Annotated in this window: 22 protein-coding genes; 4 read left to right on the top strand and 18 right to left on the bottom strand. The window is 72.2% G+C overall.

The window, feature by feature from the left end; translation table 11 throughout:
* Window positions 1-61: 61 nt before the first annotated feature.
* Window positions 62-400, bottom strand: coding sequence for a barstar family protein (locus tag ACSHXC_RS32035; RefSeq protein WP_438294863.1), 339 nt, complete (start codon window positions 398-400; stop codon window positions 62-64).
* Window positions 397-858 carry a ribonuclease domain-containing protein gene (locus ACSHXC_RS32030; RefSeq protein WP_438294862.1) on the bottom strand — a complete coding sequence of 154 codons (462 nt, stop codon included), beginning with the start codon at window positions 856-858 and terminating at the stop codon, window positions 397-399. The genes ACSHXC_RS32035 and ACSHXC_RS32030 overlap by 4 nt, the downstream gene beginning before the upstream one ends.
* A gap of 70 nt (window positions 859-928) precedes the next feature.
* Here ACSHXC_RS32030 and ACSHXC_RS32025 point away from each other — a divergent pair, with 70 nt between their 5' ends.
* Genes ACSHXC_RS32025 through ACSHXC_RS32015 form a run of 3 tightly spaced genes read left to right on the top strand, consistent with a single transcriptional unit; the run spans window position 929 to window position 4,916 of the window.
* Window positions 929-2,473 carry an ATP-dependent DNA ligase gene (locus ACSHXC_RS32025; protein ID WP_438294861.1) on the top strand — a complete coding sequence of 515 codons (1,545 nt, stop codon included), beginning with the start codon at window positions 929-931 and terminating at the stop codon, window positions 2,471-2,473.
* A 4-nt stretch (window positions 2,474-2,477) separates the two neighbouring features.
* Window positions 2,478-3,827 carry a glutamine synthetase family protein gene (locus ACSHXC_RS32020; RefSeq protein ID WP_438294860.1) on the top strand — a complete coding sequence of 450 codons (1,350 nt, stop codon included), beginning with the start codon at window positions 2,478-2,480 and terminating at the stop codon, window positions 3,825-3,827.
* Window positions 3,828-4,916, top strand: a complete 1,089-nt coding sequence (locus ACSHXC_RS32015; RefSeq protein ID WP_438294859.1) for an amidohydrolase family protein — start codon at window positions 3,828-3,830, stop codon at window positions 4,914-4,916.
* A gap of 35 nt (window positions 4,917-4,951) precedes the next feature.
* Here the strand turns inward: ACSHXC_RS32015 and ACSHXC_RS32010 are convergent, their stop codons facing one another.
* From ACSHXC_RS32010 to fmt, 4 genes are all read right to left on the bottom strand, one after another.
* A complete protein-coding gene (locus ACSHXC_RS32010; RefSeq protein WP_438294858.1) occupies window positions 4,952-6,001 on the bottom strand; it encodes a sugar-binding transcriptional regulator in 1,050 nt (349 codons plus the stop codon).
* 92 nt (window positions 6,002-6,093) lie between these two features.
* Window positions 6,094-6,777, bottom strand: coding sequence for a ribulose-phosphate 3-epimerase (gene rpe, locus ACSHXC_RS32005; RefSeq protein ID WP_438294857.1), 684 nt, complete (start codon window positions 6,775-6,777; stop codon window positions 6,094-6,096).
* 223 nt (window positions 6,778-7,000) lie between these two features.
* Window positions 7,001-8,488, bottom strand: a complete 1,488-nt coding sequence (locus ACSHXC_RS32000) for an RsmB/NOP family class I SAM-dependent RNA methyltransferase (RefSeq protein ID WP_438294856.1) — start codon at window positions 8,486-8,488, stop codon at window positions 7,001-7,003.
* A 38-nt stretch (window positions 8,489-8,526) separates the two neighbouring features.
* Complete coding sequence (gene fmt / locus ACSHXC_RS31995; protein WP_438294855.1) at window positions 8,527-9,471, bottom strand: methionyl-tRNA formyltransferase; 945 nt, start codon at window positions 9,469-9,471, stop codon at window positions 8,527-8,529.
* Between the two features lie 347 nt (window positions 9,472-9,818).
* Between fmt and ACSHXC_RS31990 the strand changes: the two genes are divergently transcribed.
* Window positions 9,819-10,358: a hypothetical protein gene (locus ACSHXC_RS31990; protein WP_386035082.1), complete on the top strand. Its 540-nt coding sequence runs from the start codon at window positions 9,819-9,821 to the stop codon at window positions 10,356-10,358.
* Between the two features lie 93 nt (window positions 10,359-10,451).
* Here the strand turns inward: ACSHXC_RS31990 and ACSHXC_RS31985 are convergent, their stop codons facing one another.
* The 12 genes from ACSHXC_RS31985 to ACSHXC_RS31930 all read right to left on the bottom strand — a co-directional run bounded on the left by ACSHXC_RS31985 (window position 10,452) and on the right by ACSHXC_RS31930 (window position 25,494).
* Window positions 10,452-12,599, bottom strand: coding sequence for a primosomal protein N' (locus ACSHXC_RS31985; RefSeq protein ID WP_438294854.1), 2,148 nt, complete (start codon window positions 12,597-12,599; stop codon window positions 10,452-10,454).
* Between the two features lie 115 nt (window positions 12,600-12,714).
* Window positions 12,715-13,923: a methionine adenosyltransferase gene (metK, locus tag ACSHXC_RS31980; RefSeq protein WP_189962238.1), complete on the bottom strand. Its 1,209-nt coding sequence runs from the start codon at window positions 13,921-13,923 to the stop codon at window positions 12,715-12,717.
* 208 nt (window positions 13,924-14,131) lie between these two features.
* A complete protein-coding gene (gene coaBC, locus ACSHXC_RS31975; protein WP_438294853.1) occupies window positions 14,132-15,364 on the bottom strand; it encodes a bifunctional phosphopantothenoylcysteine decarboxylase/phosphopantothenate--cysteine ligase CoaBC in 1,233 nt (410 codons plus the stop codon).
* Between the two features lie 104 nt (window positions 15,365-15,468).
* The gene (gene rpoZ, locus ACSHXC_RS31970; RefSeq protein ID WP_005319902.1) at window positions 15,469-15,741 is read right to left on the bottom strand and encodes a DNA-directed RNA polymerase subunit omega; all 273 of its coding nucleotides are present in this window, start codon (window positions 15,739-15,741) and stop codon (window positions 15,469-15,471) included.
* Between the two features lie 97 nt (window positions 15,742-15,838).
* On the bottom strand, window positions 15,839-16,432 hold the full coding sequence (gene gmk, locus ACSHXC_RS31965) for a guanylate kinase (protein ID WP_438294852.1): 594 nt from the start codon (window positions 16,430-16,432) through the stop codon (window positions 15,839-15,841).
* A 38-nt stretch (window positions 16,433-16,470) separates the two neighbouring features.
* Complete coding sequence (locus tag ACSHXC_RS31960; protein ID WP_053724505.1) at window positions 16,471-16,794, bottom strand: integration host factor; 324 nt, start codon at window positions 16,792-16,794, stop codon at window positions 16,471-16,473.
* Between the two features lie 373 nt (window positions 16,795-17,167).
* Window positions 17,168-18,001 (bottom strand): orotidine-5'-phosphate decarboxylase, encoded by an 834-nt coding sequence (gene pyrF / locus ACSHXC_RS31955; protein WP_438294851.1) that lies wholly within the window; start codon window positions 17,999-18,001, stop codon window positions 17,168-17,170.
* Entirely contained in the window at window positions 17,998-19,110 is a 1,113-nt protein-coding gene (locus tag ACSHXC_RS31950) for a quinone-dependent dihydroorotate dehydrogenase (RefSeq protein ID WP_438294850.1), read from the bottom strand. The genes pyrF and ACSHXC_RS31950 overlap by 4 nt, the downstream gene beginning before the upstream one ends.
* A gap of 70 nt (window positions 19,111-19,180) precedes the next feature.
* A complete protein-coding gene (gene carB / locus ACSHXC_RS31945; protein WP_438294849.1) occupies window positions 19,181-22,489 on the bottom strand; it encodes a carbamoyl-phosphate synthase large subunit in 3,309 nt (1,102 codons plus the stop codon).
* The gene (gene carA, locus ACSHXC_RS31940) at window positions 22,482-23,624 is read right to left on the bottom strand and encodes a glutamine-hydrolyzing carbamoyl-phosphate synthase small subunit (protein WP_438294848.1); all 1,143 of its coding nucleotides are present in this window, start codon (window positions 23,622-23,624) and stop codon (window positions 22,482-22,484) included. The genes carB and carA overlap by 8 nt, the downstream gene beginning before the upstream one ends.
* Window positions 23,621-24,211, bottom strand: coding sequence for a PH-like domain-containing protein (locus ACSHXC_RS31935; RefSeq protein WP_438294847.1), 591 nt, complete (start codon window positions 24,209-24,211; stop codon window positions 23,621-23,623). Before ACSHXC_RS31935 ends, carA begins: the two co-directional genes overlap by 4 nt.
* Window positions 24,208-25,494 (bottom strand): dihydroorotase, encoded by a 1,287-nt coding sequence (locus ACSHXC_RS31930; protein ID WP_438294846.1) that lies wholly within the window; start codon window positions 25,492-25,494, stop codon window positions 24,208-24,210. The genes ACSHXC_RS31935 and ACSHXC_RS31930 overlap by 4 nt, the downstream gene beginning before the upstream one ends.

The following is a 25,494-nucleotide window of genomic DNA, read 5'->3' as shown; positions in this document are numbered from 1 at the left end:
TTGTCCCATGTTCGTACGATTGCGCCGCCCGGGCCGATCGTCCAGGGCTGGGACGTCGGGCCTAGTGCGATCCTCCGAGCGCCAGCACCGCGCAGAGCTCCGGACCCGTGGCCGAGTCCAGGATTTCCCGGGCGACGGCCCACTCCTCGGGGCGTGCCTCGGCGTATGCCTGCCAGCCGGTGACGACCAGGAGCAGGCCCCGCCCGCCCGCGGGGAGGTCGCCCAGGGAGTCGGCCAGCGCGTCCCAGTTGCGGCCGAACCAGTCGGGAAGGTCCAGGGCGCGGGCGAAGCGGTCCATCAGGGCGGGCTTTCCGGTGACGCCGGTCAGGTCGAGCAGCACCGTGGACCAGCCCTCGGCGCGGGCGCCGGCGAGCAGGCCGCTGAACGGGTCGGCCGTCATCGCAGCACCGCCTTGAAGCTCTTGTAGTGGTCGTCGGTCCAGTAGAACTCCTTGCCCTGCCCGGTGACGATGCGCCATGCGCCGCGGTCCCGGGACTTCGGGTTCTGCACCGTGTACTCGTGGTAGTAGCCGCGTTTCTGCTGCGGCAGCAGCTTCTCGAAGTTGCCGAACACCACGCCGTCCTTGCTGTACGGGAACGGGCCGCCGCTGTCGATGAGCTTGAGGGTCTGGCGCGCCTCGGGCGGCAGCCGGTCCGCCGGGACCGTGGCCATGCCCTTGGCCCAGGCGGGTGTCGAGGCGGCCGTGGAGGGCTTGGGGGCGGAGCCGGACTTGGAGGACGAGACGGACGGCCCCGCTCCCGCCGGTTTCGCGCTGTCCTTGCCTCCGCAGCCGACGAGCAGCACGGCGAGGCACGCGAGGACCGAGGCGAGGGCGATCCGGGCAAACCTGTTGATCATGCTCTGATGCTCCCATCCAATGGCGGTACGAGCGAATGCGTACCCAGAAGTCCCCGGTCACGATGGATCCATGCTGCTCGCCGACGTGGCCAGAACCTCGGCCGAGATCGCCGCCACCTCCTCGCGCTCGGAGAAGTCCGCGCTCCTTGCCCGGCTGTTCTCGGCCACCGAGCCGGACGAGGCGCCGTTGGTCGTCACGTATCTTGCCGGGCGGCTGCCCCAGCGGCGTACCGGACTCGGGTGGAACACCCTCAAGGACCGGCCGCCGCCCGCCGCTTCGGCCCGGCTCACCGTGCGCGAGGTCGACGAGCGGCTGGACGCGATCTCGGCCGTCGCCGGGAAGGGCGCCCAGGGGGAGCGCAAACGGCTGGCCGGGGAGCTCATGGGGGCGGCCACCGAGGAGGAGCAGCGCTTCCTGTTCGCGCTGATCACCGGCGAGGTGCGGCAGGGCGCGCTGGACGCGGCGGCCGTCGAGGGGCTCGCGGCGGCGGCCGGCGCACCCGCGGCGGACGTGCGGCGCGCGGTCATGCTGGGCGGCTCGCTCGGCACGGTGGCCCGGGCGCTGCTCGCCGAGGGCCCGGCCGCGCTCGCCGCCTTCCGGCTCGACGTGGGCCGCCCCGTCCTGCCGATGCTCGCGCAGAGCGCGAAGGACGTCGCCGAGGCGCTCGACCGGCTCGGCCCGTGCGCGGTCGAGGAGAAGCTCGACGGCATCCGCGCCCAGGTCCACAAGGACGGGGACGCGGTACGGGTCTTCACCCGCACCCTTGACGAGATCACCGAGCGATTGCCCGAAGTGGTCGCTGCCGCAAGGGAGTTGACGGCACGACAGGCCGTACTCGACGGCGAGGTGATCGCCCTCGGTCCCGACGGGCGGCCCCGTTCGTTCCAGGACATCGCCGGACGCGTCGGCTCCCGGCTCGATGTCGAGGGCGCCCAGGACCGGCTGCCGCTCTCCCCCGTCTTCTTCGACCTGTTGTCGGTGGACGGCCGGGATCTGCTCGACCTGCCCGTGCACGAGCGGCATGCCGAGCTCGCCCGCATCGCGCCCGAGCCTCGGCGCGTACGGCGGTTCGTGGTGTCGGATCCGGCCGATCCCCGACTGCGGCGCGGCGCCGAGGAGTTCGAGGCCGCGACGTTGGAGCGCGGACACGAGGGCGTGGTGCTCAAGGCGCTCGACTCGGCGTACGCGGCGGGCCGGCGCGGCGCCTCGTGGCTGAAGGTCAAGCCCGTGCACACGCTGGACCTGGTGGTCCTCGCGGCCGAATGGGGGCACGGCCGGCGCACTGGCACGCTGTCCAACCTGCACCTCGGGGCGCGCCGCGAGGACGGCACGTTCGCGATGCTGGGCAAGACGTTCAAGGGGCTCACCGACGCGCTGCTCGCCTGGCAGACCGAGCGCCTGCGGGAGTTGACGGTGGCCGAGGAGCCCTGGGGTGTGCGGGTGCGGCCGGAACTCGTCGTCGAGGTGGCCTTCGACGGCGTACAGAGATCATCGCGGTACCCGGAAGGGGTGACACTGCGGTTCGCACGGGTAGTGCGCTATCGCGAGGACAAGAGGGCCTCGGATGCGGACACGGTCGCGACGGTCATCGGACTGCGCGGCGGGAGGGATTGAACCGGTGGAGCAGGGTCACAGCACGGCACAGCGGGAGCAGGCACAACGGCGGGCGCAGGAGGCGGGGCTCGCGGCCGCCAGGCTGACCGCCGAGGGGGTGCGGACGGTGGCGCTGACCTGGGTGGACGTCGCGGGCCTCACCCGCGTCAAGGTCGTGCCGACCACGCGGCTCGCCCAGGTCGCGGCCCACGGGGTGGGCATGTCGCCGGTCTTCGACGTGTACCTGGTGGACGACTCGGTCACCAGCAGCCTCCACATCGGCGGCCCCGACGGCGACCTCCGCCTGATCCCCGATCTCGACCGGCTCACCGTGCTCGCCGCCCAGCCCGGCTGGGCGTGGGCGCCGATCGACCGCTTCGAGCAGTCGGGGCAGCCGTACGACGCCTGTCAGCGGCAGTTCGCGCGCCGGATGACCGAGCGGGCCGCCGAGCGCGGCATCGAGCTGCGGATGGGCTTCGAGACGGAGTGGATCGTCGACCCGCCGCTGGCGGGCCCGGCGTACGGGATGGCGCGGGTCGTCGAGCGTTCGGCGTACGTGGGTGATGTGGTCGGCGCGCTGGAGGCGCAGGGCGTCGAGGTGCTCCAGATCCACCCGGAGTACACGCCGGGCCAGTTCGAGGTGTCGGTCGCCCCGGCGGACCCCGTGGGGGCCGCGGATCTCGCGGTGCTGGTCCGCGAGACGATCCGGGCGGTGTCGCTCCAGCACGGCCTGACCCCGTGGTTCGGGCCGGTCGTCGACCCCGAGGGCGTCGGCAACGGAGGTCATGTCCACCTGAGCCTCTGGCAGGACGGCCGCAACCTGTGCCGGGGCGGCGACGGCCCCTGCCAGATGACGTCGACCAGCGAGGCCTTCCTCGCCGGGATCCTCGACGCGCTGCCCGCGCTGCTCGCCATCGGCGCCCCGACCCCGGCGAGCTATCTGCGCCTCGCGCCGTCCCGCTGGGCCGGGGCCTTCCAGTGCTGGGGCCCGGAGAACCGGGAGGCGGCGCTGCGGTTCGTCGCGGGGCCGCCCGGCGCCGAGGGGGCGGCGAACGCCGAGGTCAAGTCGTTCGACCCGGCCGCCAACCCGTACCTCGTGACGGGCTCGCTGATCGCGGCCGGGCTCGCCGGGCTCGACGCGGGCCTGCGCCTGCCCGAGCCGGTGTCGGGCGACCCCGTCAACGCCGAAGGTTCCCAGCGGCTGCCCGCCTCGCTGCCCGAGGCGCTGAGCCACTTCACGGAGTCGGCGGTGCTGCGCGAGGCGCTCGGCGACCGGCTCTTCGAGGCGATCGTCTCGGTGCGCCAGGCCGAGACGAAGCTCTTCGACGGCCGCAGCCCGCAGGAGATCGCCGAGGCCACGCGCGGGAGGTACTGAGTGCTGCCGCTCGTCGACCACCACTGTCACGGCGTGCTGCGCTCCGACCCCGACGACGCCGCCTTCGAGGCGTTCCTGACCGAGTCCGACGCCCCGGCCGCAAGCGGCACCAGCTTCTTCGACACCCAGCTCGGCTTCGCGGTGCGCCGCTGGTGCCCGCCGCTGCTCGGCCTCGACGCGCACTGCCCGCCGGAGCGCTATCTGGCCCGCCGCCGCGAACTGGGCGCCCAGGAGGCAAACCGGTTGCTCCTGAGCGCCAGCGGCATCACTACGTTCCTGGTCGACACGGGGCTGCCCGGCGACCTGACGAGCCCGGCCGAGCTGGCCGAGGCGAGCGGGGCCACGGCGCGCGAGATCGTACGCCTGGAACTTCTCGCGGAGCGCGTCGCCGAGGAGGCGAGAGATCCGGACAAGTTCCTGACGGCCCTCGCCGATGCGATCGGCGCCGCGGCCCGCACCGCGGCGGGCTTCAAATCGGTGGCCGGATACCGCTACGGCCTCGACCTCTCCCCCGAGCCGCCGGGCCCGGCCGAGCTCCGCGCGGCCACCGCGGGCTGGCTGGCCGCCGGGGCCGGCCGGATCACCTCGCCCGTACTGCTGCGCCATCTGCTGTGGTCGGCGGCCGGGACGGGACTTCCGCTCCAGCTGCACACCGGGTTCGGCGATCCCGACCTCAGGCTGCACCGCTGCGATCCGCTGCTGCTCACCGACTTCATCCGCGCGGTGCGCCCGACGGGCTGCCGGGTGATCCTGCTGCACGGCTACCCGTACCACCGGAACGCGGCCTATCTGGCGCAGGTGTACCCGCATGTGTACGCGGACGTGGGCCTCTCGCTCACGCACACCGGGGCGCGGGCCCAGGCGGTGCTCGCCGAGTTCCTCGAACTGGCCCCGTTCGGCAAGCTGCTGTTCTCGACCGACGCGTACGGGCTCGCGGAGCTGTACGTCGTGGGGGCGCGGCTCTACCGGGAGGCCCTGGACCGGCTCCTGAACGGCTGGACCGGGTCCGGGGCGTGGTCGGCCGCGGACGCGGAGCGGGTGGCGGCGCTGGTGTCGGCGGGCAACGCCGAGCGGGTCTACGGCACGTGAGACGTGCGGTACCGGGGGCGCAGGCCCCCGGTACCTCAGATTCCGTCCGGGTCCGCGCGGTCGAGCGCGGGCCGCGGCTTGGGCCCGGTCTCGTTGAGGAGGAAGTCGGCCGCGGCCGTGTCCGTGACCAGGCTGGTCACCAGGCCCGAGCGGAGCACCGCGTCGATCGCCGCGGCCTTGCGCTGGCCCCCGGCGATCGCGACGACCTCCGGGATGCGGCGCAGCCGGTCCGCCTCGACGGTGATGCAGCGCTCCCCCAGGTCGCGGCCGACCCGGCGGCCCTCCGCGTCGAAGAGGTGCGCGGACATCTCGGCGGCGACGCCGAGCGAGGCGTAGTGCGCCCGCTCCTCGTCGGTCAGCATGTCGTGGACCGTGGAAATGCCCGGCTCCCACGAGCCGATGGACACCGCGGCGACCGTCACCTTGTCGAAGTACTCGAAGGCGCGGGCGATCCCGGTCTGGTTGCGCAGCGCGGCGGCGGTGGCCGGGTCGGGCAGCAGCATCGGGGCGTAGATGGGGTGGGCCTCGCCGCCGGAGACCTGGGCGGCCCGGCGGACGGCCTCGACGGAGCCGCGCTCGGCGGTGCCCGCGTCGTACACGCCGGTCAGCTGGACGACCGTGCAGGGCGGCAGCCGGTCGAGGGCGGCGGCCATGTGGATGGTGGAGCGGCCCCAGGCAAGGCCCAGGACGTCACCCTCGCTGACGAGCTCGCCGAGCAGGTCGGCGGCCGTCTCGCCGAGGTTCTCCGGGTCGGGCGAGGTCTCCTCGCCGTCGGCCGGCGACTCGACGACGACCGCGTGCCGCAGTCCGTACCGGGCGCGCAGGGCATCGGAGCGCTCCGCGTCCAGTTCGGCGGGGACACGGATCTCGATCCGTACGAGATCCCGCTCCAGGGCGGTCTCCAGGACCCGAGCCACCTTGAAGCGGCTCACGCCGAACTCCTCGGCGATCTGGATCTTGGACTTGCCCTCCAGGTAGAAGCGGCGGGCCATGGCCGCCGCCTGCACCAGCTCCGCGGGTCCCATCCGCAGGGCTGACCGACCCGCCGACATTGCAGACACCGCGATCTCCTCACTGCTGTTCACAACTGCTGTTCACGCACCGGACTCGCTGTTCATCCTGTCAGATCCAACGGTCCTTGATCAGCCCCGAAGGGTTCCGTTCACTCAGTGGCGGCTCAGTGTGCGCATGCCCAGGGGGCAAGCGCCGTCGCCTGTTCAGCCAGGGAGCGCAGGGTGCGCACCGCTTCGGCCGGGTCGTGGGCCCCGTAGACGGCCGAACCGGCGACGAAGACGTCCGCTCCGGCCTCGGCGCAGCGCTCGATCGTGGAGGCCGAGACGCCGCCGTCGATCTGGAGCCAGAGTTCAAGTCCGTGTTTGCTGATCAGCTCACGGGTCCGGCGGATCTTCGGCAGCATGATGTCGAGGAAGGACTGGCCGCCGAAGCCCGGCTCCACCGTCATGATCAGCAGCATGTCGAGCTCGGGAAGCAGGTCCTCGTACGGCTCGATCGGCGTCGCGGGCTTCAGCGCCATCGAGGCGCGGGCGCCCTTGGCGCGGATCTCCCGGGCAAGCCGGACCGGAGCCGCCGCCGCCTCCACGTGGAAGGTGACCGAGCCGGCCCCCGCCTCCACGTACTGCGGGGCCCAGCGGTCCGGGTCCTCGATCATCAGATGGCAGTCCAGCGGCGTCTTGGTCGCCCGGCTGAGGGATTCCACGACGGGCACCCCCAGCGTGAGGTTGGGCACGAAGTGGTTGTCCATCACATCGACATGCAGCCAGTCGGCGCCTTGGACGGCCTCTGCCTCGTCGGCCAGCCTGGCGAAGTCCGCGGAAAGGATGCTGGGGTTGATCTGAGCCATGCCCCAAGCCTGCCATGCCCTGGGCAACTTGCCTGCCACGGTGCCGGTCGAAGCCTGTCCGGATCCGTACGGACCGGGCGATCCTGCGGATCCGGAAGGCCGCGGGACGTGGTCCTTTGGCTGCCCGGGCACGCTGCCGGAGCCCTTTCGTCGCAAACGGGATCCGCTCAACTCCCGTACGGGGGCGTCGAGTTCGGGCCCGGACGCATCCGAGCCCGTCCGGTCAGGCGGTGCGCCTCAGGAGCGCGAGGTACATCGCGTCCGTGCCGTGCAGGTGCGGCCACAGCTGTACGTCGGGTCCGTCGCCCAGGCCCGCGACGCCGGGCATCAGCGGGCGTACGTCGATCCACTCGGCCTCGACGGGCTCGGCGCCGCCGCGGCCCTTGAGGACGTCCTCGACGACGATCCGGGTCTCGGCCAGGTGCGGTGAGCAGGTGGCGTACCCGACGACACCGCCGACCCGGACCGCCGACAGGGCCTCGCGCAGCAGCCCGCGCTGGAGCGGAGCGAAGCCTTCCAGGTCCTCGGGGCGGCGGCGCCAGCGGGCCTCCGGACGGCGGCGCAGGGCACCGAGCCCGGAGCAGGGCACGTCGACCAGGACGCGGTCGAAGGACCCGGGCAGCCACGGCGGGCGTGTGCCGTCGGCCGCGATGACCTGGTACGGGCCCGGGTTGCCGGCCAGCGCGCGCTCGACCAGGCGGGCGCGGTGCGGCTGCTTCTCGGAGGCGAGCAGCGCGGCGCCGCGCCCGGCGGCCAGGGCGGCGAGCAGGGCGGCCTTGCCGCCGGGGCCCGCGCAGCCGTCCAGCCAGCGCTCGTCCCGGCCCTCCAAGGGGGCGTTGGCGAGAGCGGCGGCCACGAGCTGGCTGCCCTCGTCCTGGACACCGGCCCGGCCCTCCCGTACGGCGTCGAGGGCGCCGGGCTCGCCGCCCTCGGCCATCCGCACCGCGTACGGCGACCAGCGGCCGGGCAGGCCGCCCTCCTCGCCGAGCGCGTCGAGGAGTTCGTCGGTGGTGGAGCGGCCGGGGCGGGCGACCAGGGTCACCTCGGGCCGCTCGTTGTCGGCCTCCAGGAGGTCCTCGATGCCGGCCCGGCCACCGCCGAGGGAGTCCCAGAGCGCGGAGACGACCCAGCGCGGATGCGAGTGGACGACCGCGAGGTGGTCCTCGGCGTCGTCCTCATAGGAGGGCGCGACCTTCTCCAGCCAGCCGTCGAGGTCGTCCGCCGAGATCTTCCGCAGGACGGCGTTGACGAACTTGGCCCGCCCGTCGCCCAGCACGACGCGCGCCAGCTCCACGCTCGCGGAAACCGCGGCGTGGGTGGGGATCCGGGTGCCGAGCAGCTGGTGCGCGCCGAGCGCGAGCACGTCGAGCACCGGCGGGTCGACCTCGCGCAGCGGCCGGTCGATGCAGGCCGCGATGATCGCGTCGTACGTGCCCTGGCGGCGCAGCGTCCCGTAGACGAGCTCGGTGGCCAGCGCCGCGTCGCGGGCGTCGAAGTTCCCGCCCTCGCGCGCCTTGCGGAGCAGCGGGGGCAGGACGAGGTTGGCGTAGGCGTCGCGCTCGTCGACGGCCCGCAGGGCCTCGAAGGCGAGGATGCGGACCGGGTCCTTCTTGGGACGGCGGTACGGCTTGCCGGCCTTGCCCCCGTTGGGGTTCGGGCTGCCGCCCTTGCTCGCGTTGGAGTTCGGGCTGCGACGTGGCGAATCGTTCACGTGGAAGGTGCTCCGCTGATCAGATGGGGCGAACCCTCTCAGCGTACGTCCGCCGCCCCCAGGCGCTCACCCGGGGCGATGCGGACCCCGCGGGCCCAGTCCGCGCCGCGCATCGGCTTCTTGCCCTGGGGCTGGACCCAGAGCAGCTCCACGGCGTGCGAGCCGGTGCCGACGTACACGTTGTTCTTGGCGACGGAGGGCTCGCCGGGCGCGAGGTCGGTGCGGTCGGTGACGAGGGCCGCCTGGATCAGCTTGAGGCGCTCGCCGCGGAACACGGTCCAGGCGCCGGGCGCGGGTGTGCAGCCGCGTACCACGCGGTCGACGCGCAGCGCCGGGGCCGCCCAGTCGACGTGCGCCATCTCGACGGTGATCTTCGGGGCGAGCGAGATGCCGTCGAGCGGCTGCGGAACGGCCTTCAGGGAGCCGTCCTCGATGCCGTCCATGGTCGCGGCGAGCAGCCCGGAGCCCGCGAACGCGAGCCGGGTGAGCAGGTCGCCGCTGGTGTCCGTGGGCCGGACCTCCTCGGTGACCGTGCCGTACACCGGGCCCGAGTCGAGCCCCTCCTCGATCAGGAAGGTGGCGGCGCCGGTGATCTCGTCGCCCGCCATGACGGCGTGCTGGACGGGCGCGGCCCCGCGCCAGGCGGGCAGCAGCGAGAAGTGCAGGTTGACCCAGCCGTGCGCCGGGATGTCGAGCGCGACCTTGGGAAGGAGCGCGCCGTACGCGACGACCGGGCAGCAGTCCGGCGCGATCTCCCGCAGCCGGGCCAGGAACTGCTCGTCCCGCGGCTTCACGGGCTTCAGGACCTCGATGCCGGCCTCCTCGGCGCGCTCGGCGACCGGGCTCGCCACCAGACGGCGGCCGCGCCCGGCGGGTGCGTCGGGCCGGGTGACGACCGCGGCGACCTCGTGCCGGCCGGATGCGATCAGGGCGTCCAGGGCGGGGACGGCGACCTCGGGGGTGCCTGCGAAGACGAGCTTCACTGGGGGTTACCTCGCTTTGTCGAGAGCAGCGTCTCAGTCTATGGGCCCTCGGGCGGGGGGCGTACGCCCAGGTGTCCGCCACTGCGCGCCCCGCCCGTCCAGGCGGTACGGCAGGGGCGTACGGGGACTTGTGCGCCCTGTGCATATGCCCATACGCCCCCGCAGCGTGACCACAACAGCGGGTAGCGCGTTGGTCAAGAGAGATTGACCGAACCGGGCCGCTTCTGCGGCCCGCGCCTTTTCAGCACTGCCAGCACGTCAACACAGCAACAGCAGAACGCATGACCAGCATTGTCTTCACGATCGCTTTCCTCATCCCTTTCATCGCCGGTTCGAGAGGCTTGCTCATGGCCGACCACGCAACCCACGACGCCCAAGCGCGGGCCAGCCTGCACCTGTTGGTGCGGGACATCGAGCGGGTCCGCCGGCAGGTGGACGCACTGCGCACCCTCACCGCGCAGCTGGGCAACGTCTACCGCCCGCGCCGCTCCGGCCCTTCCACGGGCTTCGTCGTGTACGGACGCGCCCCGGCCCCGACCGTACGGCTCGCCCAGGAGCTGCGGGACAGCGTCGAGACGCTGGTGACCGCGGCCGTGGACTTCGACCGCTCCCTCGGTTTCTCCTGGGACGCGGTGGGCTCGGCGCTCGGCGTCACCAAGCAGGCGGTGCACCGCCGTTACGGGTCCCGCCGGGCGACCGCCCAGACCGCGGGCCAGGTCGACACCGAGCGTCCGGTCGAGGCGGCGCCGACCCGCACGCTGCCTCCGCTGCCGCCCATGCCCGCGGTGCCCGCCGCCCGTTCGATGCCGCCGCAGCCGACGGCGAGCAGCCAGTCCCTGCGCGAGGAGGTCCGCACCAGCGCCTTCCCCGGCCCCCGCAACGGCTGAGCCGCTTCCGCCCCTCCGTGCCCTCGCGTCCGTACATTTCGCGGGGGCACACCCATGTGGCCCCGGGCAGGGAGGCGTACCCGGGTGCGGGCGTCAGCCGATGTCCGGCGGGTCGATCCTGATGCGCACCGGGTCGCCGCCACCGCGGGCCAGCCGCGCGGCCTGAGCGGTCTTGAGGGCGGCGGCCAGGGCCGCGCCGCTGCCCGGCGGGACCCGCACCAGGGCCCGCTCCCACCGCTCCCCCACCGGCGGATCACCGGGCCGGCGCGGCTGCCCGGGATCGGCGACCGGCAGTGGGACAGGCCCCAACACCTGGGCGTCGGGCGGCAGTTGGGCCGCCATGAGGAAGGCCTCGACCGCCTCGGGCCGCCCGATGGCCTCGGCCATCCGGGAGACCGGGGGGAAGCCGAGCTCGGCCCGCTCGGCCAGTTCCCGCACGGCGTACCCGACCGGGTCCCAGCGGACCAGCGCCTGCACGGGCCGCAGTGTGGGCTCGGCCACCACGACCACGGTGCCGCCCTCGCTCTGACCGCGCACCAGCGAGGCCGCCGAGATCCAGCGGCGCAGCGCCTCCTCGCCCGCCCGGAGGTCGGGCCGGCTGAGCATCGCCCAGCCGTCGAGGAGCAGCGCGGCCGCGTAGCCGCCCTCGGCGACGGGCTCGGCGCCCGGTGTGGACACCACGAGCGAGGGCCGGCCGGGCACGCTGTCCAGGACGTGGTCGCGCCCCGAGGTGCGTACGGGCACCGCAGGGAAGGCCCGGCCGAGCTCCTCGGCGGTCCGCCTCGCGCCCACGATCTGGGCCCGCAGCCGGTTCGCTCCGCACTCGGCGCAGCGCCAGTCGGACTCGGCCGTGCCGCACCACGTGCACCTCAACTCCCGCTCGTCCGGCGCCTCCAGCGGGCCGGCGCACCGTCCGCACCGGGCGGGCGTACGGCAGCGCGCGCAGGCGAGCCGAGGGGCGTACCCCCTCCTCGGGACCTGCACGAGGACGGGGCCGGTCTTCAGCCCCTCCCGCACGGCCTGCCAGGCCAGGCTCGGCAGCCGGGCCGCCCGCGCGGCCTCGTCGCGCGCCAGCTCTCCGTCGCCGACGGTGCGTACGAGCGGGGCCGCGGCCCGCACCACGGCGCGGTCGGCGACCAGGGGCGCGGCCCAGCCGCTCTGCACCAGCTGGGCGGCCTCGACCGTGCAGCTCGTACTCCCGAGCAGGAAGCCGCACTTGTCGTGTGCGGCCCGCAGTTCGAGCACCTCGCGGACATGCGGGAACGGGGCGTTGTCGTCGCTGTGGCTGGAGTCCCCGTCCTCCCACACCACGACAAGGCCCAGGCGCTCGACGGGCGCGAACATCGCCGCGCGGGTGCCGACCACGGCTCGCACCGCGCCGCGTCGTACCGCGAGCCACTGCCGGTAGCGCCGCTCGGGGCCCGACTCGGCGGTGAGCAGTGCGTGCCGGCCCTCGCCGAGCAGCGCGGTCAGCGCCGCGTCGACCCGGCCCGCGCTGCGCCCGTCCGGCACGACGACGAGGGCGCCGCGCCCCGAGGCGAGCGTCGCCCCGACGGCCCGGGCGATCTCCTGTGCCCAGTGCGGCCCGGGCAGCGCCGTCCACACCGCGCGGGGCGCGCCGCCGCCGGCCAACGCCCTGAGGAACGCGGGCCCTTGCGGATACCGCCCCCACGTCCCGGGCTCCGGCTCGGCCGGTGGCGGGGGCGGCTCGGGCGACGGCTTGGCCTCGGCCCTGCCGTTGCGGGGCGGGACGGCGAGCTGCAGCACATCGGCGAGGCTGCCCGCGTACCGGTCGGCGACGGCCCGGGCGAGCGCCAGCGTGTCGGCGCTGAGCACCCGCTCCGGCGAGACGACACCGGCGAGCGCGGCCAGCGGTCCCGAGTAGTCCGACTCGGCACGCCGCTCGACGAGGAACCCGTCGATCAGACCGCCGCCCTCCCGGCGCCCGTCCCGCACATTGCGCGTCCCGGCCCCGAACCGCACCCGCACCCGCACCCCGGGCTGCGCATCGGCATCGAGCTCTTCGGGCACGGCGTAGTCAAAGTACTGATCAAGATGCAGCACCCCCTTGTTCACCACGACCCGGGCGACCGGCAGCTCCTTGGCGAGCGCCGCCCCCCGCCACGTCCGCGGCTTGGCCTTGGGCACCTTGGCCTTGCGCACCGTCTCCCGTATGAGCGCAAGCTGCTCCGGCCCCGCACCCTCGGCGCCCCCACCCTGCCGTTCGTTCTCGCTGCTCACAGCCAAATTCCTACCAGACCGGACTGACAACGGCGGCCGCCGGACAGCCCCCGTGCAGACACGAGGGCCCCGAACCGAACCCGGTCCGGGGCCCTCGTGGGAAACGCCGTGCCGACTACAGGCCCGCGGCCTTGCGCAGGGCGTCCACGCGGTCCGTGCGCTCCCACGTGAAGTCGGGGAGCTCGCGGCCGAAGTGGCCGTACGCCGCGGTCTGGGCGTAGATCGGGCGGAGCAGGTCGAGGTCGCGGATGATCGCGGCCGGGCGCAGGTCGAAGACCTGGGTGATCGCGGTCTCGATCTTCTCGTTGTCGACGGTGTTGGTGCCGAACGTCTCGACGAACAGGCCCACCGGCTCGGCCTTGCCGATCGCGTACGCGACCTGGACCTCGCAGCGCGCGGCAAGGCCGGCGGCCACGACGTTCTTGGCGACCCAGCGCATGGCGTAGGCGGCCGAGCGGTCGACCTTGGACGGGTCCTTGCCGGAGAAGGCGCCGCCGCCGTGGCGGGCCATGCCGCCGTACGTGTCGATGATGATCTTGCGGCCGGTCAGACCCGCGTCGCCCATCGGGCCGCCGATCTCGAAGCGGCCGGTCGGGTTCACCAGGAGGCGGTAGGCGTCGGTGTCCAGCTTGATGCCGTCCTCGACGAGCTGCTTCAGGACGTGCTCGACGACGAACTCACGGATGTCGGGGGCGAGCAGCGACTCCAGGTCGATGTCGCTCGCGTGCTGCGTGGAGACGACGACCGTGTCGAGGCGGACGGCCTTGTCGCCGTCGTACTCGATGGTGACCTGGGTCTTGCCGTCGGGGCGCAGGTACGGGATGGTCCCGTTCTTGCGGACCTCGGTCAGGCGGCGCGAGAGACGGTGCGCGATGTGGATCGGCAGCGGCATCAGCTCGGGCGTCTCGTCGGTGGCGTAGCCGAACATCAGGCCCTGGTCACCGGCGCCCTGCTTGTCGAGCTCGTCCTCGTCGCCCTCGACACGCTTCTCGTAGGCGGTGTCGACACCCTGCGCGATGTCCGGGGACTGCGCGCCGATGGACACCGAGACGCCGCAGGAGGCGCCGTCGAAGCCCTTCTTCGACGAGTCGTAGCCGATCTCCAGGATCTTGTCGCGGACCAGCTGGGCGATCGGTGCGTACGCCTTGGTCGTGACCTCTCCGGCCACGTGCACCAGGCCCGTGGTGATGAGGGTCTCCACGGCGACGCGGGAGGTCGGGTCCTCGCGCAGAAGCGCGTCGAGGATCGTGTCGCTGATCTGGTCAGCGATCTTGTCGGGGTGACCCTCGGTCACAGACTCCGAGGTGAAGAGACGACGGGACACAACGCTCCCTGGGGTTGCAGCGGCTGCTGGCTGATCATGGTCGGTCGCGCCGGGAGCTGCGCCCGGCTGCGGTTCCGAGACCAGTTTATCGGTCGGTTCTGCTCGTTGGACCACGTGTCTCGATCTGTGGAGTTCGGAGATCTCCGGATCTGGTCGTACGAACGTCCGTTTCGGGCCGTCGACGACCGTACGCGCGGGCTCGGGAGGGCTACGGGCGGTCGGCGGACACGGCGCCTGTTTGTCCGAAACGCCGGCCCACCAGATCCCACACGGTGTCGGCGAGGGCTTCCTTCGGGCCGTACGGGACCGGCGTCTCGGAGCCGTCGGCGCCGAGGACCACGGCCTCGTTCTCCTCGGAGCCGAACGTCTTGCGCTCGCCGACCTCGTTGACGACGAGCAGGTCGCACCCCTTGCGCCGGAGCTTGAGGCGGCCGTTGGCCAGCACGTCGTCCGTCTCGGCGGCGAAGCCGACGACCAGCTGCCCGGGCCGGGCCCGGTCGGCGGAGATCTCGGCCAGGATGTCCGGATTGCGGACCAGCGTGAGCGGCGCCGGCTCCTCGCCGTCCTTCTTCTTGATCTTCCCGGCGGCGTATGAATCGGGCCGGAAGTCGGCCACCGCGGCCGCCATGACCACGGCGTCGGCGTCCCCGGCCGCCTTAAGGACGGCTTCCCGCAGCTGTACGGCGGTGCCGACGCGGACCACGTCGGCGCCCGCAGGGTCCGCCAGCCCGGTGTTGGCCTCGATCAGGGTGACCCTGGCCCCCCTCGCGACGGCGGTCCGCGCGAGGGCGTACCCCTGCTTGCCCGAGGAACGGTTGCCCAGATAGCGCACGGGGTCGAGCGGCTCGCGCGTGCCACCGGCGCTGATCACCACGTGCCGCCCGGCCAGATCCCGCTCGGCACTCCCCCGCGCGAGCACTCGGCGGCACACCTCGAACAGCTCGTCCGGGTCGGGCAGCCGCCCCTTGCCCGTGTCGACGCCGGTGAGCCGGCCGACGGCGGGCTCGACGACGACCGCGCCCCGGCGGCGCAGCGTCGCCACGTTCTCCTGCGTCGCGGGGTGCTCCCACATCTCGGTGTGCATCGCGGGCGCGAAGACGACCGGGCAGCGCGCGGTGAGCAGGGTGTTGGTCAGCAGGTCGTCGGCGAGGCCGTGGGCGGCCTTGGCCAGCATGTCGGCGGTGGCCGGGGCCACGATCACGAGGTCGGCGCCCTGCCCGATGCGGACGTGGGGCACCTCGTGGACGTCGGACCAGACCTCGGTCGGGACGGGGTGGCCAGAGAGCGCCGACCAGGTGGCGGCCCCGACGAAGTGCAGCGCCGACGCGGTCGGCACCACCCGTACGTCGTGCCCCGACTCGGTCAGCCGGCGCAGCAGCTCGCACGCCTTGTAGGCGGCGATGCCGCCGCTGACCCCCAGAACGACCTTCGGCTTGGCCATCGGAAAACTCGCCTCTCCCCGCGCGCCTGATGCGTGTACGTACCCATGACACACCACAGGCCCGGCAGTCGCGCTGCCGGGCCTGTGGTGGAACGTTCTGTCGCCTACTGGGCGGGGCCCTCGATGGCCTCGGAGGTCAGCAGACCAGCGTTGATCTCGCGCAGCGCGATCGAGAGCGGCTTCTCGTGGACGTGGGTGTCCACCAGCGGGCCGACGTACTCGAGCAGACCCTCACCGAGCTGCGAGTAGTACGCGTTGATCTGGCGGGCACGCTTGGCCGCGTAGATCACCAGGCTGTACTTCGAGTCGGTGGCCTCGAGGAGCTCATCAATCGGAGGGTTGATGATGCCCTCGGGCGCGGTAATGGAAGAGGACACTCTCTGCCTTCCGATGGGGATCGAAGATGTGAGCTGAATCGAATGAGCCGACGCCGGCACCCGGAAAGTTCCGGGTAAATGACGTCATACGACTCGATCAAACAACTCGCATCAAGGCTAGCAGCTCACGGGCCACGTCCTCGACCGAGGTGTTGACCAGTGTGGTGTCGAACTCGGCCTCGGCGGCCAGTTCGACCTTCGCGGCGGCCAGGCGGCGCTCGATGACCTCGGGCGCCTCGGTGCCCCGGCCGGTGAGCCGGCGGACCAGCTCGTCCCAGCTCGGCGGCGCGAGGAAGACGAGCTGCGCCTCGGGCATCGACTCGCGTACGAGCCGGGCGCCCTGGAGGTCGATCTCCAGGAGGACGGGCTCGCCCGCTTCGAGGTGTTCGAGCACGGCCGTGCGCGGGGTTCCGTAGCGGTTGCCCGCGAACTCGGCCCACTCAAGGAGTTCGCCGTTGGCGACGAGCTTGTCGAACTCCTCGTCGTCGACGAAGAAGTACTGCACGCCGTGCCGCTCACCGGGGCGCGGCTTGCGGGTCGTCGCCGACACCGAGAGCCAGACCTCGGGGTGGACCTTGCGCATATGAGCGACGACCGTGCTCTTGCCGACCCCGGAGGGGCCGGAGAGCACGGTCAGCCGCGGACGTGCGTCCGGGGGTACGGGGGTGGTCCCCCGGGGTGTTGCTGCCATGCGGCGATTATTCCAGCTTCTCGGGTATGCCCGAGACGTCAGGCCCCGGAGCCGCCGAACTCGCGCTCAAGGGACGCGATCTGGTTGGAGCCGAGCCCCCGCACGCGGCGGCTCTCGGAGATCCCGAGCCGCTCCATGATCTGCTTGGCGCGGACCTTGCCCACGCCGGGCAGGGACTCAAGGAGCGCGGAGACCTTCATCTTCCCGATGACGTCGTTCTCCTGGCCCGACTTGATGACCTCGTGGAGCGAGGCGCCGGAGTGCTTGAGTCGATTCTTGACCTCGGCCCGCTCCCGGCGAGCCGCGGCGGCCTTTTCGAGCGCGGCTGCGCGCTGTTCAGGGGTAAGGGGCGGAAGAGCCACGCCTACGTCACCTCGGATGTCGAACTGTCGGATACGGACCGGTGAGGAACCTAATCGCCCCACACCAGGCGAGCAACGAACATCGCGCTCGCGCACGTGCTCGTCTGCTCTCGTCGGAGACTAGCGGCCAAGGCCGCTCCAGTCAGCGAGAACAGACGAAAAGTCCTGGTCAGCCTCAACCGACCGGGACTTTTCGGACAAAACACCCCGGTTTTGAGTAAGGAAATTGTCAACGTTCCGTGTGCGCACACCCCACGGCCTCTCCGCACGAGCGGTTTCGCCGTTCCGCGAACCGGCCCTGCTGCCGTTGTCGCACGTCCGGAAAGCGCGGCGCCCCGGTGCGACGTATGTCACACCGGGGCGCCGCGGTGGATCACGCCTGGGGAATCGCCGCGCGGACCTCGTCGGCGTAGCGGGCCGCCGCCTCGCGCAGGGCGTTCACGTCGGGGCCGTGGCGCAGCACGCCGCGGCTGACGCTCGGGACCACGTTGCGCACGGCGGAGCCGAAGACGCCGGGGAGGTCGGCCGGGGTCGCGCCCTGGGCGCCGATGCCGGGGGCGAGCAGCGGGCCGTTGATGTCGAGGTTCACCCCGGCGTCGCCCAGCGTCGCGCCGACCACCGCGCCCACCGAGCCCATCGGCGAGGCGTCCGCGTTCTCTGCGGCCATGTGGTCCAGCATCAGCTGGGCCAGCGGCCGGCCGTCCACCGCCGTCGAGCGCTGGACCTCGGCGCCCTCCGGGTTGGAGGTCAGGGCGAGCACGAAGACGCCCGAGCCTGACTTGGCCGCCAGATCGAGCGCCGGGCGCAGCGAGCCGAAGCCGAGGTACGGCGAGACGGTCACGGCGTCCGAGAAGAGCGGGGACGCCGGGTCCAGGTAGGTGGCCGCGTACGCCGCCATGGTGGAGCCGATGTCTCCGCGCTTGGCGTCCATCAGGACCAGCGTGCCGGCCGCGCGGGCCTCCTCGACGGCCTTCTCCAGGACGGCGATGCCGCGCGAGCCGAACCGCTCGAAGAACGCGGACTGCGGCTTGAGGACGGCCACCCGGTCGGCGAGCGCCTCGACCGTGATGCGGGTGAAGCGCTCGAGACCGGCGATGTCGTCGTTCAGGCCCCAGTCCGCGAGCAGGGACGCGTGCGGGTCGATGCCCACGCAGAGCGGGCCGCGGGTGTCCATCGCCTCGCGCAGTCGGGTACCGAAGGGGATCATGCGGCGGCCTTCTTCCGGGTCTCGGCGCCGACGGCCTCGGCGAGCGTTGCGTACGGGGAGGTGGCGAGCCGGGCCGCGAGGCCCTTGTGGATCGCGCGGCCCCAGAAGGGGCCCTCGTAGATGAAGGCGCTGTAGCCCTGGACCAGGGTGGCGCCGGCCAGGATGCGCTGCCAGGCGTCCTCGGCGTTCTCGATGCCGCCCACGCCGATGAGGACGAGGCGGTCGCCGACGCGGGCGTACAGGCGGCTCAGGACCTCCAGGGAGCGCTCCTTGAGCGGGGCGCCGGACAGGCCGCCGGTCTCCTTGACGAGGTCGGCAGAGGACTTCAGGCCGAGCCCGTCCCGGGCGATCGTGGTGTTCGTGGCGATGATGCCGTCCAGGCCGAGTTCGACGGCGAGGTCGGCGACCGCGTCGATGTCCGCGTCGGCGAGATCGGGGGCGATCTTGACGAGCAGCGGGACGCGGCGGTCCTGGACGCTGCGGTCGGCGGCCTCGCGCACGGCGGTCAGGAGCGGGCGCAGCGACTCGGTGGCCTGGAGGTTGCGCAGGCCGGGCGTGTTCGGCGAGGAGACGTTCACGACCAGGTAGTCGGCGTGCCGGGCCAGGCGCTCGGTCGACTTCACATAGTCGGCGGCGGCCTCGGCCTCGGGGACGACCTTGGTCTTGCCGATGTTGACGCCCACGGTCGTACGGAACACGGCCTTGCGCGCCGCCAGGCGCTCGGCCACCGCCGCCGAGCCCTCGTTGTTGAAGCCCATGCGGTTGATCAGCGCGCGGTCCGGCACGAGGCGGAACAGGCGCTTCTTCGGGTTGCCGGGCTGGGGCTCGCCGGTGACGGTGCCGATCTCGATGTGGTCGAAGCCGAGCATCGACATGCCGTCGATCGCGACCGCGTTCTTGTCGAAGCCGGCGGCGAGGCCGAACGGGCCGTGCATGCGCAGGCCGAGCGCCTCGGTGCGCAGCTCCTTGTGGCGGGGGGCGAGCACGGCGGCGACGAAGGTGCGCAGGACGGGAACGCGGGCCGCGAGGCGGATCCAGCGGAAGGCCAGGTAGTGGGCCTGCTCCGGGTCCATCCGCTTGAAGACGAGGTTGAAGAAGAGCTTGTACATATTTCTCGGTGTCCTCAGGGGCTCGTGAAGAGGGGGACACCGTTTCCGGTGTCCCCCTCTTCGCCGTCTGCTAGTCGCGGGCCGCGGTCAGGTGTTCCGCGTGTTCCTGGAGCGAACGGACGCCCACGTCACCGTGGTTGAGCGCGTCGATGCCCTGGACGGCTGCCGCGAGCGCCTGGACCGTGGTCAGGCAGGGCACGGAGCGGGCGACCGCCGCCGTACGGATCTCGTAGCCGTCGAGGCGGCCGCCGGTGCCGTACGGCGTGTTGACGATGAGGTCGACCTCGCCGTCGTGGATCAGCTGGACGATCGTCTTCTCGCCGTTCGGGCCCTCGCCCTCGCTCAGCTTGCGCACGACCGTGGCGTTGATGCCGTTGCGGCGCAGGACCTCGGCGGTGCCGGAGGTGGCCATCAACTCGAAGCCGTGGGCGACCAGTTCGCGCGCCGGGAAGATCATCGTGCGCTTGTCCCGGTTGGCGACCGAGATGAACGCGCGGCCCTTCGTCGGCAGCGGACCGTAGGCGCCCGCCTGCGACTTGGCGTACGCGGTGCCGAACACCGAGTCGATGCCCATGACTTCACCGGTGGAGCGCATCTCCGGGCCGAGCACGGTGTCGACGCCGCGCCCGTGGACGTCGCGGAAGCGGCTCCACGGCATCACGGCCTCCTTGACGGAGATCGGCGCGTCCAGCGGCAGCGTGCCGCCGTCGCCCTCCTTCGGGAGCATGCCCTCGGCGCGCAGCTCGGCGATGGTCGCGCCGAGCGAGATGCGGGCGGCGGCCTTCGCGAGCGGCACCGCGGTGGCCTTCGAGGTGAAGGGCACGGTGCGCGAGGCGCGCGGGTTGGCTTCGAGGACGTACAGGATGTCGCCCGCCATCGCGAACTGGATGTTGATCAGTCCGCGGACGCCGACTCCCTTGGCGATGGCCTCCGTCGAGGCACGCAGGCGCTTGATGTCGAAGCCGCCGAGCGTGATCGGGGGCAGCGCGCACGCCGAGTCGCCGGAGTGGATGCCGGCCTCCTCGATGTGCTCCATGACGCCGCCGAGGTAGAGCTCGGTGCCGTCGTAGAGGGCGTCCACGTCGATCTCGATCGCGTCGTCCAGGAAGCGGTCGACGAGCACCGGGCGGGTCGGCGAGATCTCGGTGGACTCGGCGATGTACGAGGCCAGCCGCTCCTCGTCGTACACGATCTCCATGCCGCGGCCGCCGAGCACGTACGAGGGGCGTACGAGGACGGGGTAGCCGATCTCGTCGGCGATGGCCTTGGCGCCCGCGAAGGTGGTGGCGGTGCCGTGCTTGGGCGCGGGCAGGCCGGCCTCGGCGAGCACGCGGCCGAACGCGCCGCGGTCCTCGGCGGCGTGGATGGCCTCGGGCGGGGTGCCGACCACCGGGACGCCGTTGTCCTTGAGCGCCTGCGACAGGCCGAGCGGGGTCTGGCCGCCGAGCTGGACGACGACGCCCGCGACCGGGCCGGCGAGCGTCTCGGCGTGGACGATCTCCAGGACGTCTTCGAGCGTGAGCGGCTCGAAGTACAGGCGGTCGGAGGTGTCGTAGTCCGTCGAGACGGTCTCCGGGTTGCAGTTGACCATCACGGTCTCGTAGCCCGCGTCGCTCAGCGCGAAGGAGGCGTGGACGCAGGAGTAGTCGAACTCGATGCCCTGGCCGATGCGGTTCGGGCCCGAACCCAGGATGATCACGGCGGGCTTGGTGCGCGGCGCGACCTCGCTCTCCTCGTCGTACGAGGAGTAGAAGTACGGGGTCTTGGCGGCGAACTCGGCGGCGCAGGTGTCGACCGTCTTGTAGACCGGGCGCACTCCGAGGGCGTGCCGGACCTCGCGGACGACGTCCTCGCGCAGGCCGCGGATGTCGGCGATCTGGGCGTCGGAGAAGCCGTGCCGCTTGGCCTCGGCGAGCAGCTCGGGGCCGAGCTTGTCGGCGGCGGCCAGCTCGTCGGCGATCTCCTTGATGAGGAAGAGCTGGTCGACGAACCAGGGGTCGATCTTCGTGGACTCGAAGACCTCCTCCTGGGTGGCGCCGGCCCGGATCGCGTACATGACGGTGTTGATCCGGCCGTCGGTCGGGCGCTTGGCCTCCTCCAGGAGGACGTCCTTGGCGCCGACCGGGCCCGTGAAGTCGAACTGCGAGCCCTTCTTCTCCAGGGAGCGCAGCGCCTTCTGGAGGGCCTCGGTGAAGTTGCGGCCGATCGCCATGGCCTCGCCCACCGACTTCATGGTGGTGGTGAGGGTGGAGTCGGCGGAGGGGAACTTCTCGAAGGCGAAGCGCGGGGCCTTCACGACGACGTAGTCGAGGGTCGGCTCGAAGGACGCCGGCGTCTTCTCGGTGATGTCGTTGGGAACCTCGTCGAGCGTGTAGCCGATGGCGAGCTTGGCCGCGATCTTGGCGATCGGGAAGCCGGTGGCCTTCGACGCGAGCGCGGAGGACCGCGAGACGCGCGGGTTCATCTCGATGACGATGACGCGGCCGTCGTCCGGGTTGATCGCGAACTGGATGTTGCAGCCGCCGGTGTCGACGCCGACCTCGCGGATGATCGCGATGCCGATGTCGCGCAGGCGCTGGTACTCGCGGTCGGTCAGCGTCATCGCCGGGGCGACGGTGATCGAGTCGCCGGTGTGCACGCCCATCGGGTCGAAGTTCTCGATGGAGCAGACGACCACGACGTTGTCGTGCTTGTCGCGCATGAGCTCCAGCTCGTACTCCTTCCAGCCGAGGATGGACTCCTCCAGGAGCACCTCGGTGGTCGGCGAGAGCGTGAGGCCCTGGCCCGCGATGCGGCGCAGCTCCTCCTCGTCGTGCGCGAAGCCGGAGCCGGCGCCGCCCATGGTGAAGGAGGGGCGCACGACGACCGGGTAGCCGCCGAGCTCGTCGACGCCCTTGAGTACGTCGTCCATGGAGTGGCAGATGACCGAGCGGGCGGACTCGCCGTAGCCGATCTTGGCCTTGACGGCCTCGACGACGCCCTTGAACAGGTCGCGGTCCTCGCCCTTGTTGATGGCCTCGACGTTGGCGCCGATGAGCTCGACGCCGTACTTCTCCAGGACGCCCTGCTCGTGCATGGAGATCGCGGTGTTGAGCGCGGTCTGGCCGCCGAGGGTGGGCAGGAGGGCGTCGGGGCGCTCCTTGGCGATGATCTTCTCGACGAACTCGGGGGTGATCGGCTCGACGTACGTGGCGTCGGCGATCTCCGGGTCGGTCATGATCGTGGCCGGGTTGGAGTTGACCAGGATGACCCTGAGGCCCTCGGCCTTGAGGATGCGGCAGGCCTGGGTGCCGGAGTAGTCGAACTCGGCGGCCTGGCCGATGACGATCGGACCGGAGCCGATGACCAGGACGGACTGGATATCGGAGCGCTTAGGCACGCTGGCCCTCCATCAGAGATACGAAGCGGTCGAACAGGTACGCGGCGTCGTGCGGGCCCGCGGCCGCCTCGGGGTGGTACTGGACGCTGAAGGCCGGCTGGTCGAGCAGCTGGAGGCCTTCGACGACCTGGTCGTTCAGACAGACGTGGGAGACCTCGGCGCGCCCGTAGGGCGTCTCGGAGACCTTGTCGAGCGGCGCGTCGACGGCGAAGCCGTGGTTGTGCGCGGTGACCTCGACCTTGCCGGTCGTGCGGTCCTGCACCGGCTGGTTGATGCCGCGGTGGCCGTACTTCAGCTTGTACGTGCCGAAGCCGAGCGCGCGGCCCAGGATCTGGTTGCCGAAGCAGATGCCGAACAGCGGCGTCCTGCGCTCCAGGACGGCCTGCATGACGGCGACGGGGCCGTCGGCGGTGGCCGGGTCGCCCGGGCCGTTGGAGAAGAACACGCCGTCGGGGTTGACCGCGTACACGTCCTCGGCGGTGGCGGTCGCGGGCAGCACGTGCACCTCGATGCCGCGCTCGGCCATGCGGTGCGGGGTCATGCCCTTGATGCCGAGGTCGACGGCGGCGACGGTGAACTTCTTCTCACCGATCGCGGGGACGACGTAGGTCTCCTTGGTGGCGACCTCCGCGGAGAGGTCCGCCCCGATCATCTGGGGCGCTTCCTTCACGCGGGCGAGCAGCGCCGCGTCGTCCGCGACGGCCTCGCCGGAGAAGATGCCGACGCGCATGGCGCCGCGCTCGCGCAGGTGGCGGGTGAGCGCTCGGGTGTCGATGCCGGAGATCCCGACGACGCCCTGCTGGACGAGCTCGTCGTCCAGGGAGCGGCGCGAGCGCCAGTTGGACGGGATGCGGGCGGGGTCGCGCACGACGTAGCCGGCCACCCAGATGCGGGAGGACTCGGGGTCCTCGTCGTTGACGCCGGTGTTGCCGACGTGCGGGGCGGTCATCACGACGACCTGGCGGTGGTACGACGGGTCGGTCAGGGTCTCCTGGTAGCCGGTCATGCCGGTGGAGAACACGGCCTCGCCGAAGGTCTCCCCCACGGCCCCGTAGGCGCGGCCGCGGAAGATACGGCCGTCCTCCAGGACGAGTACGGCGGGAGCTTTGGCGGCTCCCCGGGTGGAGGTCGTCATCGTGCGGCGCCTTCCGTCGTGTCGGTGGGTTGTTCAGAGGTCTGGGTCATGGAGTTGATGGCTTCGACCCAGGCCGGGTGCTGCTCGGCCCGGTCGGAGCGGAAGCCCGAGTCGATGAGCTTGTCGCCGTGGCTCCAGGTGACGACGAGCAGGCCGCCCTCGGTGAGGACCTTGCCCGCGATGCCCTTGTCGAGCCGGGCTCCGCAGAGCTGCGCGGCCGGGACGAAGAAGTCGGCCGCCCCGGGGCGTACGACGTCCAGGCCTGCGTCCGTCAGGGTGAGCTCGGCCCTGCTGCGTACGCCCAGGCCGTGCGCCACGATGCGGTCGAGCCACTGCCCGGCGGTGGTGGAGCCGTGGTAGCGGCCGCTCAGCTTCAGTTTCGCCTCACCCGGCGCTTCGGGCGCGGTGGGGAGGGCGGGCAGGTCGGCCTGGAGGCGGCCGCGCCACTGCCAGCCCTGGCGCATCAGCCAGTAGACGAGCGCCACGAAGAGCGCGAGACCGACGAGCCAGCCGATCCGTCCGCCCCAGTTGGTCACCTCGGCGGACTTCTCCTCGGCGGCCAGATTGATCAGTGATGCGTACGTCACGCCAGCTTCCCGTCCACGACCGTTGCCCGGCCCCGCAGGAAGGTGTGGGTGATGCGTCCGGGCAGCTCGCGGCCCTCGTAGGGGGTGTTGCGGCTGCGGGAGGCGAAGCCCGCGGGGTTCACCTCACCACGGTATGCCGGATCCACCAGGGTCAGGTTGGCGGGTTCGCCTGCCGAGACGGGGCGTCCGTGGCCCTTCGCCCGGCCGATCTCGGCGGGCTTGTGGGACATGCGGTCGGCGACGCCGGCCCAGTCGAGCAGGCCGGTCTCGACCATCGTGTGCTGGACGACGGAGAGCGCGGTCTCCAGGCCGACCATGCCCATGGCGGCCGCGGCCCACTCGCAGTCCTTGTCCTCGTGCGGGTGCGGGGCGTGGTCGGTGGCGACGATGTCGATGGTGCCGTCGGCGAGCGCCTCGCGCAGCGCCAGGACGTCCTTCTCCGTACGCAGCGGCGGGTTGACCTTGTAGACCGGGTTGTACGAGCGCACCAGCTCGTCGGTGAGGAGCAGGTGGTGCGGGGTGACCTCGGCGGTCACGTCGATGCCGCGGGACTTGGCCCAGCGGACGATCTCGACGGAGCCGGCGGTCGACAGGTGGCAGATGTGCACGCGGGAGCCGACGTGCTCGGCGAGCAGCACGTCGCGGGCGATGATCGACTCCTCGGCGACGGCGGGCCAGCCACCGAGGCCGAGCTCGGCCGAGACGACGCCCTCGTTCATCTGGGCGCCTTCGGTGAGGCGGGGCTCCTGGGCGTGCTGCGCGACGACGCCGCCGAAGGCCTTCACGTACTCCAGGGCGCGGCGCATGATCACGGCGTCGTCGACGCACTTGCCGTCGTCGGAGAAGACGGTGACGCCGGCGGCGGAGTCGTGCATGGCGCCGAGCTCGGAGAGCTTCTTGCCCTCCAGGCCCACGGTGACGGCGCCGATGGGCTGCACGTCGCAGTAGCCGGACTCCTTGCCGAGCCGCCAGACCTGCTCGACGACGCCCGCGGTGTCGGCGACGGGGAAGGTGTTGGCCATGGCGAAGACCGAGGTGTAGCCGCCGCGTGCGGCTGCCTGGGTGCCGGTGAGGACCGTCTCGGAGTCCTCGCGGCCGGGCTCGCGCAGGTGGGTGTGCAGGTCGACCAGGCCGGGCAGCAGGATCTGGCCCTCGGCGTCGACGACGGTCGCGTCCCCCGCGTCCAGGCCGGTGCCGACGGCGGCGATCGTCTCGCCGTCGATCAGGACGTCCTGGACGTCGCCGCCGAGGACCTTCGCACCACGGATAAGGATCTTGCTCAT

The organism is Streptomyces sp. HUAS TT7 (assembly GCF_051550175.1).
Taxonomy (GTDB): Bacteria; Actinomycetota; Actinomycetes; order Streptomycetales; family Streptomycetaceae; genus Streptomyces.
Note: the sequence above shows the minus strand (reverse complement) of the source record. Positions and strands in the feature narration are given on the sequence as shown.

Coding starts and splice junctions, on each gene's coding strand:
- ACSHXC_RS32035 (WP_438294863.1), bottom strand. CDS start 400: ATGACGGCCGACCCGTTCAGCGGCCTGCTCGCCGGCGCCCGCGCCGAG.
- ACSHXC_RS32030 (WP_438294862.1), bottom strand. CDS start 858: ATGATCAACAGGTTTGCCCGGATCGCCCTCGCCTCGGTCCTCGCGTGC.
- ACSHXC_RS32025 (WP_438294861.1), top strand. CDS start 929: ATGCTGCTCGCCGACGTGGCCAGAACCTCGGCCGAGATCGCCGCCACC.
- rpe (WP_438294857.1), bottom strand. CDS start 6,777: ATGGCTCAGATCAACCCCAGCATCCTTTCCGCGGACTTCGCCAGGCTG.
- ACSHXC_RS31990 (WP_386035082.1), top strand. CDS start 9,819: ATGGCCGACCACGCAACCCACGACGCCCAAGCGCGGGCCAGCCTGCAC.
- coaBC (WP_438294853.1), bottom strand. CDS start 15,364: ATGGCCAAGCCGAAGGTCGTTCTGGGGGTCAGCGGCGGCATCGCCGCC.
- gmk (WP_438294852.1), bottom strand. CDS start 16,432: ATGGCAGCAACACCCCGGGGGACCACCCCCGTACCCCCGGACGCACGT.
- pyrF (WP_438294851.1), bottom strand. CDS start 18,001: ATGATCCCCTTCGGTACCCGACTGCGCGAGGCGATGGACACCCGCGGC.
- ACSHXC_RS31950 (WP_438294850.1), bottom strand. CDS start 19,110: ATGTACAAGCTCTTCTTCAACCTCGTCTTCAAGCGGATGGACCCGGAG.
- carA (WP_438294848.1), bottom strand. CDS start 23,624: ATGACGACCTCCACCCGGGGAGCCGCCAAAGCTCCCGCCGTACTCGTC.
- ACSHXC_RS31930 (WP_438294846.1), bottom strand. CDS start 25,494: ATGAGCAAGATCCTTATCCGTGGTGCGAAGGTCCTCGGCGGCGACGTC.